A 14,474-nucleotide genomic window follows, 5' to 3' on the forward strand; every position below is an offset into this window, starting at 1 on the left:
TCGGACTCATCGGCTAGGCGTTTTGCGCCTGAAGAAAGATCGAGAACAGCTCTGACTGGGATTTGATCCCTAGCTTGCTGTACATGTGTTTCTTATGGACTTTCACGGTTTCAACAGAGATTTCCAGCTTACGGGCGATTTCCTTGCTGGAGCAACCGCTGAGCATCAAGCGGCCCACATCCAGCTCACGGGCAGTCAATTGCGCGCCCCACTCATCATTCTGGACGGGCGGCTGCGGTGTGCTGACCTGGTTAAGCTCGAAGGGCAGGCGTTGGCGCAGCAAACTCAACACCCAGGGTTGGATCAACGACAGCAAGGCGATTTGCTGCGGGTCAAAACGCTGCTTTGAGCCCAGTGACAGGCACAGGGTACGCCCGTCCGCCAGTTGGCAATTGAACTGGATTTCATCGGCCACCACGTTCAGGCGAAAGTAACGCTGGTAATACTCGGTGAGCTCGAAATGCTCCGGCGCCACTTCAGCGAGGCGAAACAGGCCGGTGCGCGAATGCTCGCGGCTGGCGATGTAGAAGGGGTCGAGCAGGTACAGGCCGTTCAGGTAGTCCTGGAACAGATGGTCCGGCGTGCCATCGGCGCCTGGGCATTCGGCGAACACCAACGGGCGATGCGCGCTGCTGAACAGCAACACCACCCAACTGTCGAACGGCACGTAGGCATCGAGCAACCGGACCAGTTGGGTCCAGAAGTTGGCCTGATCCAGGGCGTCTATCATTTGCCCCACCGAACGGTGCCAGGCGATGTCTTGCAGCGACATGGTCATTGATCTACCCCTATCGGGTTACCCCTGCCGCGTAATTCCCTGACGGGGTGTGGCTGCGCATACTGCGGCACAGATTGAGAACAAGGAATACCCATGAAGGTCGAATTTGCCCAGTTGGCAGGTCGTGATAACGGCACAGCTTACAACCTTGAGCGCGCCTTGGCGGCAATTGCTGCCTGCGCCGCCGATACGCAACTGATCGTATTCCCGGAAACCCATCTGATGGGCTTCCCGTCGGCCGAGACCGTTGCCGACATCGCCGAACCGGTGGATGGCCCTACCGTGCAGGCTGTTATCCAGGCTGCCCGTGCACGCAATATCGGCGTGGTCGTCGGCATGGCCGAGCACGACGGCGGCCAATTCTACAACACCACGTTGCTGATCACGCCCGAAGGCATCGCCCTGCGTTATCGCAAGACCCACTTGTGGGCCTCGGATCGCGGCGTGTTCACCCCGGGTGATCGCTACGCGACCTGCCTGTGGAACGGCGTGCGCGTCGGCCTGTTGATCTGCTACGACATCGAGTTCCCGGAAACCGCCCGCGCCCTGGCGCAGTTGGGCGCCGAGTTGCTGATCGTCACCAACGGCAACATGGACCCGTATGGCCCCACGCACCGCACCGCGATCATGGCCCGTGCCCAGGAAAACCAGGCGTTTGCGCTGATGGTCAACCGGGTGGAAGAGGGCGATGGCGGCCTGTTGTTTGCCGGTGGCAGTGCGCTGGTCGACCCGCTGGGCACCTTGTTGTTCGAGGCTGGGCGCGAGGAAGGGCAATTTACCGTCGAGCTGGATCTCGACCAACTGGTGGCGGCTCGCAAGGACTACCGCTACCTGGATGACCAGCGCTTGAAATTGCCGGGTGAGGTGATAGAGCGCAGCGATGGGACCCGCGAGTTGTTGATTCCTAAAGCCTGATCGTCTTCGACGAGTGAGGTTGCGGTGGCGAGCCCGCTCGCCACAAACGCTGTTTGAACATAAGAAAAATGACACCCGAGTCACCCACTTCAGTTCTGCCATAAATCTAATAAATCAGCGGAGAATCGCTCATGGCTCGTTTGCAACGCACCCTGTCGTTAGGGTCGGTGGTGCTGTTCGGCATCGCCTATATGACGCCGATCATTGTGCTCGGCACCTTCGGCATCCTCGCACAATCCACCGCCGGCATGGTCCCCGCGGCCTACCTGGCCGCCCTGGTGGCGATGTTCTTTACCGCCATGAGTTACGGGCGTATGGCCCAGGCATTTCCGGTCGCCGGTTCTGCCTACAGCTATGTGCGCAAGGCGATCAGCCCCAAGCTGGGTTTTATCGCCGGTTGGGCGGTGTTGCTCGACTACCTGTTTTTGCCCATGGCCATCTGGCTGATCGGTGCGGCCTACCTCAATTCGGCGTTTCCTTCGGTGCCGCAGTGGGTCTGGGTACTGGCGTTTATCGGCATCACCAGCGCGATCAATATTGTCGGCCTCAAGCTCGCCAACGGCATCAACGCCTTGCTGATGCTGGTGCAGTTTTTAGTGTTGATTGCGTTTGTTGCGCTGTGCATTCACTACATCGGCGGCAACCCCAGCCAACCCCTGTGGACCCTCACGCCGTTCTTCAACGGACAGATGCAAATGCCGCTGATCATGAGCGGCGCGGCCATCGCCTGCTATTCATTCCTGGGCTTTGACGCGGTCAGTACCCTCACCGAAGAAACCCGCGACCCACGCCGCACTATCCCACGGGCGATCATGTTGATTACCTTGATCGGCGGGCTGATTTTTGTGGCGGTGTCCTACTTTGTGCAGATCGCTCATCCGTCGTTTGAATTCGCCAATGTGGATTCGGCCGCGTATGAAATTGCGCGCAATATCGTCGGTGATGTGTTTGTGTCGATTTTCCTGATCGGTCTGATCGTCGGCCAGTTCGCCTCGGGGCTGTCGGCCCAGGCCAGTGGTTCGCGCTTGTTGTATGCCATGGGCCGTGACGGTGTGTTGCCCAAGTCATTCTTCGGCACATTGCATGCGCGCTTCGGCACGCCGGTCAACAGCATCTTGTTGTGTGCGGTTGTGGCGTTGCTGGCGCTGAAGCTGGATGTGACCACCTCCACGTCGTTCATCAACTTTGGTGCCTTCCTGGCGTTCAGCCTGGTGAACCTGTCGGTGATCTTTCACTACTGGATCGGCGCGAAAGCGCGTGGAGTACGAGCGTTGATCCTGTTCCTGCTGTTCCCGGCCATCGGCCTGGTTGCGGATGTGTGGCTGATGGTCAGCCTCGACCACCTGGCGATTTACCTGGGCCTGGTGTGGTTGGCGATCGGCCTGGTTTACCTGGGTTTTCTCACCCGGGGCTTCTCGCGACAGCCGCCGGAAATGGACTTCCAGGAAACCGCATAGAAGCTTGCGGTCTATTCTTATTGCAATCGGTTCTCGTTTGGGTGCGTATTTTATGTTATTGTATAACACATCAAATGCACCCAAACGCCCCGGAGGCCTTATGAAAGCTGGTATCCATCCCGACTACCGCACCGTGCTGTTCCACGACACCGCCGCCGACGCGTTCTTCCTGATCGGCTCCACTGCCGACAGTGATCGCACCCATAAACACAGCGACGGCCACACTTACCCTTACATCCCGCTGGACGTGTCCAGCGCCTCGCACCCGATCTACACCGGCCAACAGCGCAAGACCCAGGCCGAAGGCCGGATTGCCGGGTTCAACAAGCGTTTCGCTTCGTTTGGGTCGAGCCCGAAAAAAGCCGAGGCATGAGGTCGTTTAAGCCGTTTGCCGAATGGGCAGCACCACTTTAAAGGTGGTGCCTTTGCCCAATTCGCTACGGACGGTGATAGCGCCACGGTGTTTTTTGACGATGCCGTAGGAGAGTGACAAGCCCAACCCGGTCCCTTCGCCTACCGGCTTGGTAGTGAAGAATGGATCGAAGATTTTCTGCACGCTGTCCGGGGCAATCCCGCAGCCGTTGTCTGCGACTTCCAACCAAATGTTCTCGCCATCCACCCCATTGCTGATGGTAATAGTGCCGCGCTCCGGCCCCATGGCTTGCGCCGCATTGATGACCAGGTTCATCACCACTTGGTTGAGCTGCGACGCCAGGCATTCGATTTCCGGCAGCGGCGTGTACTGCTTGACCACGTCGGCCTTGTACTTGAGTTCGCTGGCGACAATGTTCAAGGTCGAGTCGATGCCCTGTTGCAGGTTCGCCCACTGCCAGTTCTGATCGTTATCCACCCGGGAAAAGTCCTTCAAATCCTTGACGATCTGTACCACGCGGCCAATACCCTCTTTCGATTCGCGAAGCAGCGTGGGAATGTCTTCCTTGAGGAAATCCAGGTCCAGACGCCGGCGCAGGGCTTCGAACTGCTCACTGTCTGTGGCGGTTTCGGCCTGTCGATAGGCATCGAGCATCTCTTGGAGCTGGTCAAAGTAACCCCCCAGAGTGCCGAGATTGGACGAAATAAACCCCACCGGGTTATTGATTTCGTGGGCCACGCCGGCCGCCAGTTGGCCCAGGGAGGCGAGTTTTTCCGACTGCACCAGCTGGCTTTCCAGCTGTTTACGCTCGTCGATCTCCAGTTGCAGTGCCTGGCTTGCCTGGGTCAGTGCCTGGGTGCGTTGCTCAACCAGGTGTTCCAGGTGGCTGGTTTGCAAAGACGCGCGCCGCGCCATGCTCCATTTTGCGGCCAGGGTATTGGCCATCTGCTGTACTTCAATGTTGTCGAAGGGTTTTTTAAGGATCAGCAGGCGGTCATGGGCTTGCAGGCGAAACAGCAGCTCTTCCCAGGAGTAATCCGAGTAGGCCGTACACACCACCACTTGCAGGTCCGGGTCAACTTTCCAGAGTTCTTCAATGGTCTGCGCACCGTCCCAGCCTTGGGGCATGCGCATGTCGACAAAGGCCAGGGCATAGGGTTTTTGCTCGGCCATGGCGACCTCAAGCAACTTCAGCCCCTCTTGGCCACCGTAGGCCGAGTCCAGTTCGAACACGGGGCCATGCGGCGTGTCGCTGGCACCGAATAGCGCAGCTTCCATGTCGTCCAGCGCCTGGTTCTGTTCCATGGGCGGCATGAGGATTTTGCGGAAGTCTTCGTGAATCGATGGTGTGTCGTCGATCAGCAGAATGCGCCGGTTCGAAGGTTCGTTCATGCTTGGCCTGCTGCATCGTTAAGTGGGATTTGCAACGTGAACACGGCGCCTTTGCCTGGCCCGTCGCTATGGGCGGTGAGGTGGCCGTTCATTTCAATGGCCGCCAGGGCGCAGCTGTGCAGGCCGAAACCATGACCCTCTTTGCGTGTGGTGAAGCCGTGGGTAAAGATCCGCGTCATGTTTTCGGCGGGGATGCCTTCGCCTTCGTCCTTGACGCTGATCTGCAAGAGGCTGTCCTCCAGTGTCGTGATCGACAAGGTGATCTGCCGTGGGCGGTCGGTCAGGTTCGACATGGCGTACTTGGCGTTGCTGATCAGGTTGACCATGATCAGCAGCAACCGGTGTTTGTCCGCCATCAGTTGCGGCACCTCGGCATACTCCTTGACCACCGTCACATGGTGGCGATTCAGCGCCCCGGCGTTCATGCGCAGGGCGTCGTCCATCAAGGCACCGATCTCCACGGGCTCCAGCAGGCTGGAAGCGCCGGCGTAGGATTGCTGGGTGGAGACGATGTCCTTGATGTGGTCCACGCTCTTGCTCAACTGCGCCAGTTCATCGGTCAGGCCCTGTTGCTCGAGGGCGATGGCCTCCACCAGTTGGTTGAGGTAGCCGGGCAGCAATTTGCCTTTCTCGTCCTCGCGCAGGTAAGTACCCAGGTCGTCAGGGTGCTCGTTGATCAGTTGCATGGCCTTACCCAGCCCCAGTGCCTTGCTGGTGCGCAGCTTGCGTGCGACCAGTTCGGCGGAGATGTTTACGCTGTTGAGCACGTTGCCGACGTTGTGCAGCACATTGGTCGCGATTTCCGCCATGCCGGCCTGGCGGGCGCTGTCCAGCAGTTCGCTCTGGGCATCTCTGAGTTCCCGCGTGCGCGCCTCGACGCGCTGTTCAAGGCTTTCATTGACCCCGTGCAAGGCGCGGTTGACCCGGTTGATCTCGGCAAAGCTGCGCAACAAGCGAATGGCCAGGTACAACAAGAGCACGACCAGCAGCGTAGAAAATACCAGCAGGTAGCGGTGGTATTTCTGGTCAATCAGGTCGGCGGCGGCCTGGTCCTGGTTGAGTTGGGTGGTCAGGTCATCCAGTTGATCTGAAAGGGGAATCGCGGCGATACGACCGAGCAGGTCGTTGACGATGGGTTGCTCGCGCAAAATCAACGCGATGTGGTTACTGAGAATCTCCACCGGCACCTGGAATTCGGTTGGCAGGTTTTCTTTGTTCACCGCCAGTTTGTTCAGCCCCACGAGGATGTCCGCGGCTTTGTCGTCGCTTGTCACCTGGGCGAACTCCAGGGCGCTGAGCAGCAAGTCGTAAGTGTCGGTGGCGATGCTTTGCTGTTCCAGCTTGTCGGTGTCTTTGAGTCGCAGGAAATGCGCCTGGATATCGTCTTCGGCGGTCGGCAAAAAGGCCAGGGAATTGCGCAGTACCGCATTGTGCGATTTGAACTGCTCCACTAATCGGGCCTTTTCCTGAATCGACTGGCGATAAGCATCCTGCGCGGCCAGCCAGTCGGCTGGGTGTTCGTGGTGGTGTTGCCCTTCGCGACTTTCCAGCAGGGTCCACAGTTGGCTCATTTCCTTGAGGGGGGCCACCAGCGGGTCATAGTTGTGGGTGAGGGCGATCCTGGCCTTGAGCACCTCGACGTCCCACTGGGAATTGAGTTGCTTGATCTGGCGTATCAGGTCGCGCGACTCGGTGTAGGTGGTGGACTGGTCGCCGATCGATTTGAGGTACAGAAATATCAGCACCGAGGCCAGTATCAGGGCGATGCCGCTGAGCGTGATCAGGCTGGCGAGGCGGGATGATTTCATAGGGGCTTGCCTGCCCATTCGCCGGTCAGCGTCTTGAGGAATTTGATGATCAGCGTCTTGTCCTCCGCCGACGGAATTCGCCCGAGTTGGTACTTGAACATGATGTCGACGGCCTCCTCCAGAGTCTTGGCCGAGCCATCGTGAAAGTACGGCGCGGTGACGGCAACGTTGCGCAGGCTCGGCACCTTGAACACGTTGCGGTCTTCCTCGTCCTTGGTCAGCAGGTAGCGGCCCAGGTCGGCTTCGGTCGGGTTGCCACGGGCCTTGAAGTAATCGCCCATCACCCCGAACTTCTGGTACATGTTGCCGCCGATATTGGCGCCCTGGTGGCAGGCGATACAGCCATAGTCCTTGAAGCGTTGGTAGCCATATTTCTCATCGGTGGTGAGGATGTCGGTATTGCCTTGCAGGTACTGGTCGAAGCGCGAATTGGGTGTGAGCAACGTGCGCTCATAGGTGGCCAGGGCATCCTGCACGTTGGCTGCCGTCACCCCGTCGGGATACACCTGCTGGAACGCGGCCTGGTAAGTGGGCAGTGCCGATAGGGTCCGGACCACAGTCTGCCAGTCGTTGCCCATTTCCATAGGGCTGACGACCACCTGTTCAACCTGCGCTTGCAGGGTGTCGACTCTGGCGTTCCAGAATTGTTTGAAGTTCAGGCTGGCGTTGAACACCGTCGGGGTGTTGAGCTTGACCGGCTTGCCATCGAAACCCAGGGAAAATGCGCTGTTATCGTCACCACCGGCTTCCAGATTATGGCAACTGGCACAGGACTTGGAGTTATTGACGGACAGTTGCGTCTCATTGAATAACTGGCGCCCCAACTCCACGGTGGCTGCATCCAGCATCGGCACCGGCGGCAATGGTTTGAGCGGTTCATCCAACGGCGCTGCCGAGACGGGCAGGCAGGTGCCATAGCCCAGGGCCAGGGTCATGCCCAGAACCCGTGGTGACAGGTGAAGAGTGCGTGGTGTGCTGCGGCTCAAGCGGTCGCTCCTTGCGGCAAAAAATCAGTGGGCAGGCAACAGGCTGGGGTGCCCGGTTTGCAGCAGTTGGGCGAATTCATCGGCGGCTACGGCCTTGCTGAACAGGAAACCCTGGCCCTCTTCACACTGGTGAGCTTTCAGAAATTGCAGCTGTGCAATGGTTTCCACGCCTTCGGCGACGATGTTCAAGTCCAGGCTTTTACCCAGGCTGATGATTGCGCTGATCAATTGCGCGTCCTGGCTGTTGTTGCTCAAACCGCGAATGAACGATTGATCGATTTTCAGCACATCAATCGGAAAGCGTCGCAGGTAGCTGAGGCTGGAATACCCGGTGCCGAAGTCGTCGACGGACAGCCGCACGCCCAGTGTCTTGATCTCGCGCAAGGTGGTGAGCGTGTCGTCGACGTTTTGCATCAGCACGCTTTCCGTGATTTCCAACTCCAGCAACTGCGGCGTCAGGCCCGTTTGCTCAAGGATCGCCGCCAGGTTGACGACAAAGTTACGCTGGCGAAAATCAATCGCTGAAATATTCACCGAGATACAGGTCGGCGGCAGCCCGGCGGCCTGCCACGCGCGCGCTTGCTCACACGCCTGGCGCAATACCCATTGGCTCAACGGCACGATCAGGCCACTGTCTTCGGCCACGGGAATGAAGGCGGACGGGTAGATCCAGCCATGATCGGGCTGATGCCAGCGAATCAAGGCTTCGGCGCCGACGATTTTCCCGCTGTGCAAGTCCAGTTTCGGCTGGTAGTGCAAGGTGAATTCATCGCGCTGCAGGGCCTGCCGGATGGCGCTTTCCAGGCTTTGCTGTTCCTGCGCGCGCAGGTTCATCTCGTCGATGAAAAAACTGAAATCGTTGGGGCCTTGGTCTTTGATGGCGCGCATCGCGGTTTCGGCTTTTTTGATCAATTCCACGGCGCTGCTGCTGTCATCGGGGTAAACACTGATGCCAAGGCTTGCGGTGACGCTCAGGTCGTGGCCGGCCACATAGTGGGTGGTGCTGACGGCGGCGAGGAGTTTTTCGGCAATGTACTGGGTTTGCTGGGGATGCTTGATGTCGTTGAGGATCAGCACAAATTCGTCGGAGCCGTAGCGAAACACCGAATCCGACTCGCGCACCGTCGCCACCAGGCTTTGGCTGACAAGCTTGAGCATTTCATCGCCGACCGGATGGCCCAGGGCATTGTTGATGCGCTTGAAGCGGTCCAGGCCAATAAAGATCACGGCCAGTTGGGTGCCATGCCGTCTGCAGACGGCAGTGGCTTGGGTCAGGCGGTCGCCCAGCAGGGTGCTGTTGGGCAGTTCGGTCAGGGCGTCGTATTGCAACAGGTGCGAGACCTTGAGCAGTTCCTGGACCCTTTCCTCAATCGTGCGTTCGAGCCCGATCAGCTTGAATGCGGCGTCCTGCGCCAACTGCCATTTCCAAGTCAGGGCACTGGCCATCTGGCGAATTTCCAGGTCGTCGAAGGGCTTTTTCAGGATCAGCAACTGGTCGTCGTATTTGAGGCGCGCCTCAATGGCTTCGAAGGAGTAGTCGGAGTAGGCCGTGCAAAGGGCGATTTGCAGGTTGGGGTCAACGTTCCATAGCTGTTCGATAGTTTCCAGGCCATCCCAGCCCGGCGGCATGCGCATGTCGATGAAGACCAGGGCATACGGGGCGTTGTCGGCCAGGGCTTTGTTCACCAGGGCCAGCGCTTCCTGGCCCTGATAGGCGGAATCCAGTACAAAGGTCTGGCGCACGGCCGGGGCGCTGCCGAACAGGGTTTCTTCGATGCTGTCCAGGGTCTGGCCGCCGTTGGCGTCGGCGCACAGGATCTTGCGGAAGTCCGCGTGGATTGAGGCGGTATCATCGACGATCAGAATGCGTCGATTGGCGCGTTCCGAGCGCGGACTCATGATTGATACCCTGAGGCGTGCAACAACATGCTCTGGCGCATAGGGCTTCCTTACCTCGAATGCTTCGGTACATGGGGACGGTCGCCAGCTTCATGCGACAAGCATAGTCGGCTCCCTTGAATAAGTCGGCCAGTTGGCGTCAAATCAAAGTCAGCTACCCCGACCGTCATCTAGCGCTCAATGCGTGAGCAAGTACAGCGGTGGATCACGTCGGGCCGCAATGAAGCAATTGTGTGTCATTGCCAGGAGGTGTCGCCATGGATGAACAAACTGCTACGACTCCCCCCTACACCCCCACCATTTTGCTGGTCGACGACGAAGAATCGATCCTCAATAGCCTGCGCCGCCTGCTGCGTGGCCAACCCTATGATGTGCGGTTGGCTGGCAGTGGTGCCCAAGCCCTGGAAATCATGGCGGCCCAGCCCATCGACCTGGTGATGACCGACGCGCGCATGCCGGCCATGGACGGGGCGATGCTGCTGGCCGAGACCCACCGCCTGTACCCGTCCACCACCCGCATCCTGCTGACCGGCTATGCCGACATGAGCATGATGATCAAGGCGATCAACGAAGGTCAGATTCACCGCTACATCAGCAAGCCCTGGAACGACGAGGAAATGCTGCTGACCTTGCGTCAGTCCCTGGACCACCAGCATTCCGAGCGCGAACGGCTGCGTCTTGAACAGTTGACCCGCGAGCAGAACGACCAGTTGAAGGCCCTTAACGCGACCCTGGAAAAGCGCGTCGAAGCCCGCACCAGTGAGTTGCAGCAAACCGCCGATATGCTCGACCTGGCCTACGACGAACTCAAGCGCAGCTACGTGACCGGCACCGAAGTGTTTTCACTGTTGGCCAACTTGCGCCTGCCCAAGCAGAAGCAGACCAATCGCCAGCTGATCGAGCTGATTCGGGTGTATTGCAAGGCCCAGGCGATGGACGAAGCCAGTGCCCGCGACCTGACCATGGCCGCCGCGCTCTATAACATCGGCAAATTGAGCTGGAGCGACAGCATGATGGTCGCGCCCTCGGACATGCTGCACAGCACCGACCGTGAACGCTATCGGGCCTACCCGACCCAGAGCGAGTCGTTGTTGATGACTCTGGAGCCGATGAAGGACGCCGCGCGCTTGATTCGTCATCACCAGGAACGCTGGGACGGCAGCGGTTTTCCCGACCACCTCAAAGGCGAGTTGATCCCCTCGGGCGCCCGGTTATTGAAGCTTGCGGTCGATTTTATCGAGCTGCAAAAGGGCCTGATCCTCGAGCGCCACATGAACAGCGATGAAGCGCTGCTCTACATCCGTAAATACGCCGGCAAGCTCTATGACCCGGATATGGTCGAAGACTTCGTGCAGGCCTGCGCCGCGTTCCTCAGTGACGTGACGCTGGGGGATTCAAGCGTGAAGGTCTTGACCACCCGCGAACTCGCCGAGGGCATGGTGCTGGCGCGCAATCTCAACGCCGATAACGGCATGCTGCTGCTCAACGCCGGCAAGGTGTTGAACCTGCCGCTGGTGGACAAGTTGATTGCGTTTGAGGCGATGGAAGGGGCCAAGTATTCGGTGTTTATCAAAGAACCGGATGTGGCTGCGCTTCCCGGTTAAGACGCTTTCTGTGATCCTTGCACCTTTGCATTCAAGGCATTTTTTACATGACATCGACTATTCGCATCGCCGCCGCGCTGTTGATCGGCAGCGACGGCCAAACGCTGCTGGTGCGCAAGCGCGGCACCCAGGCCTTCATGCAGCCAGGCGGCAAGATTGACGCGGGCGAACAGCCCGCCGAAGCCTTGGCCCGTGAGCTGTACGAGGAGCTCAACCTGCACATCGACCCTAGCGACGCCGTGTATTTGGGGCACTTCTCGGCGCCTGCCGCCAACGAGCCGGGTTTCATTGTGGAAGCTGAACTGTTCCAGGTGCACATCGACGTGGCGGTGACGCCCGCGGCTGAAATCGAAGAAGTGCGCTGGATCGACCCGGCCGGTGATGGCGGCCTGCACTTGGCACCACTGACCCGCGACCTGATCCTGCCGTTTTATCGCGCCTCGCTGACGGCTACCGCCTGATTCACAGGCGCAAAGGACTGCAACGAATGATGATTCGCACCCTGGATGCCCATGACGCCGAGGCTTATCGAACGTTGATGCTTGAGACGTATGACGCCTACCCCCAGGCGTTCACGTCCAGCGTGGCCGAGCGATCGGCCATGCCGTTAAGTTGGTGGGAAAAACGCATTGAGAGCCCGCTGGATCACTTGCTCGGCGCGTACCTCGGCGACGAACTGGTCGGAATTGTCGGCCTGGCCTTCGAGCCCCGTGAAAAGGCACGGCACAAGGTGACCTTGTTCGGCATGTACGTCACGCAGGCTTATCAAATGAAGGGCCTGGGTCGTCGGTTAGTGGAGGCGGCACTCGTCGAGGCGTGCAAGCATCCGCGCCTTAAGGTGATTCAACTGACCGTCACCGCCGGCAACGACGCAGCCTTTGCGTTGTACCAGCGTTGCGGGTTTATTCAGTACGGCCTGGAGCCGCTGGCGGTGCGGGTGGGTGTCGAGTATTTCGACAAAATCCACATGTGGCGCGAACTCAACGTTGCCTGAAATCCCATGGGGACACTCGATCCAGTGTGGGAGCCCGCTTACCTGCGATGGTTTCGCCTCGGTGCTGCAGCCAGATCGGTCGTCTGCATCACAGGCAAGCCATCCCCGTATTTTGATCTGCGCCGTTCAGCGAACGGCGCTGACACCGTCCAGCGTGGAAAACGACGTGTCCTTGGCCGTGAGTAAAAAGTCGCGCATGTACGGCGCGTCCAACATGTCGGCGCGAATCCCTGCATACAGCGTGGCAAACAGCCCTTTCTCGCCCAAACGCTTGGCCTTCACGTAACCGCGCGAGCTGTATTCATGCAGCGCCCAATGCGGCATGCCGCACACGCCCCGGCCGCTGGCCACCAGTTGCATCATCATCACGGTCAGCTCCGAGGTGCGCACCTGGGCTGGCTCCACATCGGCCGGTTCCAGGAAGCGGGTGAAGATGTCCAGGCGATCGCGCTCCACCGGGTAGGTGATCAGGGTTTCGGTCAGCAGGTCTTGGGGCACGATGTACGACTTGTTCGCCAGCGCGTGCTGGTTGGCCACGGCCAGCATGGCTTCGTAGGTGAACAGCGGCACATAGGTGATGCCCGGCAGCTCCAGCGGGTCGGAGGTCACCACCAGGTCCAGGTCACCACGGGCCAGGGCCGGTAAGGGCGCAAAGGCAAAACCCGAGGCCAGGTCGAGCTCGACCTCTGGCCAGGCATCGCGAAACTGGTCGATGGTCGGCATCAGCCACTGGAAGCAGCTGTGGCATTCGATCGCCATGTGCAAACGCCCGGCGGTGCCGCCGGCCAGGCGCGCGATATCGCGTTCGGCGCCACGCAGCAAGGGCAGGGTTGCGTCGGCCAGTTGCAGCAGGCGCAGGCCGGCGCTGGTGAAGCGCAGCGGCTTGGTCTTGCGCACGAACAACTGCATGCCCAGGCGCTCTTCCAGCTCCTTGAATTGGTGGGAGAGTGCCGATTGCGTCAGGTGCAGGCGCTCGGCGGCTTCCACCAGGCTGTCGGCTTCGCGCAGTGCGTGCAGAGTCTTGAGGTGACGAATTTCTAGCACGGGCGCTCCATGAAAATAATTTGTGATGGGCAGAACTGCCGTGAGTTTGTCTCATGTTGCAATGCCTGTCGATAAGGCATCGACCACGACCGCTGGGCACTCTTCATCAAACTGTCACAGAACTGTGGCAGCGCGCTTGAACAAACTTCATCAGACTCGCGCTCTACTGGGGTTCTGCGTTTCGGTGTTTTTCATGCGCGTGTTGCTTTTACTGGCCGCTCTATTGTTCGGCCTGCCGTCTTTTGCGGCTTCTCGATGTGATGTCAATGTCCCGACGCAAACCGTCGATCTGGCTCAGGTGAGCATTGCCTACCAGAGCATCGGCCGTGCGTCCGACCCTGCGTTGCTGCTGGTGATGGGCCTGGGCGGGCAGTTGATCCACTGGCCGGATGAAGTCGTCGTGGCCCTGTGCGAACAAGGTTTCCGGGTCATCCGCTACGACAACCGTGATGTGGGCTTGTCCACTTGGCGCCAAGCCCCGGCCAGTGCCAACCTGACCTTTGAAGTGCTGCGCTACAAGCTCGGGCTGCCGGTGGCGGCGCCGTACACGCTGACCGACATGGCCGACGACGCACTGGGCTTGATGGATGCTTTGCAGATCCGCCAATTCCATGTGCTGGGCGCGAGCATGGGCGGCATGATCGCCCAGCACCTGGCGGCCATGGCGCCGCAACGGGTCGAGAGCCTGACGTTGATCATGACCAGCTCCGGTGCCGAAGGCTTGCCGGCGCCGAATGCGGCGCTGGTGCAGTTGTTGTCCCGGCGCAGTGCGCCCAATCGTGAGGTGGCGCTTGAGCAACAGGCCGATCTGCTGGCGGCATTGGGCAGCCCGAATGTGAAAGACGATCGCCAGGCGCTGCTGCACCAGGCGGCGCTGTCCTACGACCGGGCTTTCAATCCGGACGGCGTCAAGCGCCAGATCATGGCGATCCTCGCCGAGCCTAGCCGTGTGCCATTGCTCAACCAACTGCGTGTGCCGACGCTGGTGGTGCACGGCACGGCCGATCCGTTACTGCCGGTGATGCACGGCGTGCACCTGGCCGCGCATATTCAGGGCAGCCAATTGAAGCTGATTCCCGGCATGGCCCATCGTTTCCAGGAAGCTTTCAAGGCACCGCTGCTGACGGCGGTGCTGCCGTACCTGCAAGCCCATCGCGAGGATGCTGCGCACTGGGCGCAGATTGACCTGGGCCAGCCTTCGAAGGTGTTGTGAAGTTGGTGTAT

At 59.6% G+C, this 14,474-nt stretch carries 13 protein-coding genes; 7 read left to right on the forward strand and 6 right to left on the reverse strand.

The features are described 5' to 3' along the window. Positions 1 to 13: 13 nt before the first annotated feature. Positions 14 to 778: a helix-turn-helix transcriptional regulator gene (locus A7J50_RS05595; RefSeq protein WP_064450899.1), complete on the reverse strand. Its 765-nt coding sequence runs from the start codon at positions 776 to 778 to the stop codon at positions 14 to 16. Between the two features lie 93 nt (positions 779 to 871). On the opposite strand from A7J50_RS05595, the gene A7J50_RS05600 reads away from it, so the two are divergent. The 3 genes from A7J50_RS05600 to A7J50_RS05610 all read left to right on the forward strand — a co-directional run bounded on the left by A7J50_RS05600 (position 872) and on the right by A7J50_RS05610 (position 3,523). Beyond that, the gene (locus A7J50_RS05600) at positions 872 to 1,693 is read left to right on the forward strand and encodes a carbon-nitrogen hydrolase family protein (protein WP_064450900.1); all 822 of its coding nucleotides are present in this window, start codon (positions 872 to 874) and stop codon (positions 1,691 to 1,693) included. Between the two features lie 131 nt (positions 1,694 to 1,824). Next, complete coding sequence (locus A7J50_RS05605; protein ID WP_064450901.1) at positions 1,825 to 3,150, forward strand: APC family permease; 1,326 nt, start codon at positions 1,825 to 1,827, stop codon at positions 3,148 to 3,150. Between the two features lie 100 nt (positions 3,151 to 3,250). Beyond that, positions 3,251 to 3,523: a type B 50S ribosomal protein L31 gene (locus A7J50_RS05610; protein ID WP_064450902.1), complete on the forward strand. Its 273-nt coding sequence runs from the start codon at positions 3,251 to 3,253 to the stop codon at positions 3,521 to 3,523. Between the two features lie 6 nt (positions 3,524 to 3,529). Here A7J50_RS05610 and A7J50_RS05615 read toward each other — a convergent pair whose 3' ends face one another. From A7J50_RS05615 to A7J50_RS05630, 4 genes are all read right to left on the reverse strand, one after another. Continuing rightward, on the reverse strand, positions 3,530 to 4,915 hold the full coding sequence (locus A7J50_RS05615) for an ATP-binding protein (RefSeq protein WP_064450903.1): 1,386 nt from the start codon (positions 4,913 to 4,915) through the stop codon (positions 3,530 to 3,532). Next, entirely contained in the window at positions 4,912 to 6,723 is a 1,812-nt protein-coding gene (locus A7J50_RS05620; protein ID WP_064450904.1) for a DAHL domain-containing protein, read from the reverse strand. Before A7J50_RS05620 ends, A7J50_RS05615 begins: the two co-directional genes overlap by 4 nt. Continuing rightward, positions 6,720 to 7,658, reverse strand: a complete 939-nt coding sequence (locus A7J50_RS05625) for a cytochrome-c peroxidase (RefSeq protein WP_064450905.1) — start codon at positions 7,656 to 7,658, stop codon at positions 6,720 to 6,722. Before A7J50_RS05625 ends, A7J50_RS05620 begins: the two co-directional genes overlap by 4 nt. Positions 7,659 to 7,733: 75 nt before the next feature. Continuing rightward, positions 7,734 to 9,608: a putative bifunctional diguanylate cyclase/phosphodiesterase gene (locus A7J50_RS05630; RefSeq protein ID WP_064450906.1), complete on the reverse strand. Its 1,875-nt coding sequence runs from the start codon at positions 9,606 to 9,608 to the stop codon at positions 7,734 to 7,736. 257 nt (positions 9,609 to 9,865) lie between these two features. Here A7J50_RS05630 and A7J50_RS05635 point away from each other — a divergent pair, with 257 nt between their 5' ends. The 3 genes from A7J50_RS05635 to A7J50_RS05645 are packed head-to-tail and all read left to right on the forward strand — an operon-like array spanning position 9,866 to position 12,206. Beyond that, positions 9,866 to 11,212 (forward strand): HD domain-containing phosphohydrolase, encoded by a 1,347-nt coding sequence (locus A7J50_RS05635; protein WP_064450907.1) that lies wholly within the window; start codon positions 9,866 to 9,868, stop codon positions 11,210 to 11,212. A 47-nt stretch (positions 11,213 to 11,259) separates the two neighbouring features. Next, positions 11,260 to 11,673, forward strand: coding sequence for an NUDIX hydrolase (locus A7J50_RS05640; RefSeq protein ID WP_064450908.1), 414 nt, complete (start codon positions 11,260 to 11,262; stop codon positions 11,671 to 11,673). Between the two features lie 26 nt (positions 11,674 to 11,699). Next, positions 11,700 to 12,206, forward strand: coding sequence for a GNAT family N-acetyltransferase (locus tag A7J50_RS05645; protein WP_064450909.1), 507 nt, complete (start codon positions 11,700 to 11,702; stop codon positions 12,204 to 12,206). Between the two features lie 126 nt (positions 12,207 to 12,332). Here A7J50_RS05645 and metR read toward each other — a convergent pair whose 3' ends face one another. Continuing rightward, entirely contained in the window at positions 12,333 to 13,250 is a 918-nt protein-coding gene (gene metR / locus A7J50_RS05650) for a transcriptional regulator MetR (protein ID WP_064450910.1), read from the reverse strand. A 193-nt stretch (positions 13,251 to 13,443) separates the two neighbouring features. Between metR and A7J50_RS05655 the strand changes: the two genes are divergently transcribed. After that, complete coding sequence (locus A7J50_RS05655) at positions 13,444 to 14,463, forward strand: alpha/beta fold hydrolase (RefSeq protein ID WP_053254625.1); 1,020 nt, start codon at positions 13,444 to 13,446, stop codon at positions 14,461 to 14,463. Positions 14,464 to 14,474: the final 11 nt, after the last annotated feature.

Source organism: Pseudomonas antarctica (assembly GCF_001647715.1).
In the GTDB taxonomy this organism is placed as follows: Bacteria; Pseudomonadota; Gammaproteobacteria; order Pseudomonadales; family Pseudomonadaceae; genus Aquipseudomonas; species Aquipseudomonas antarctica_A.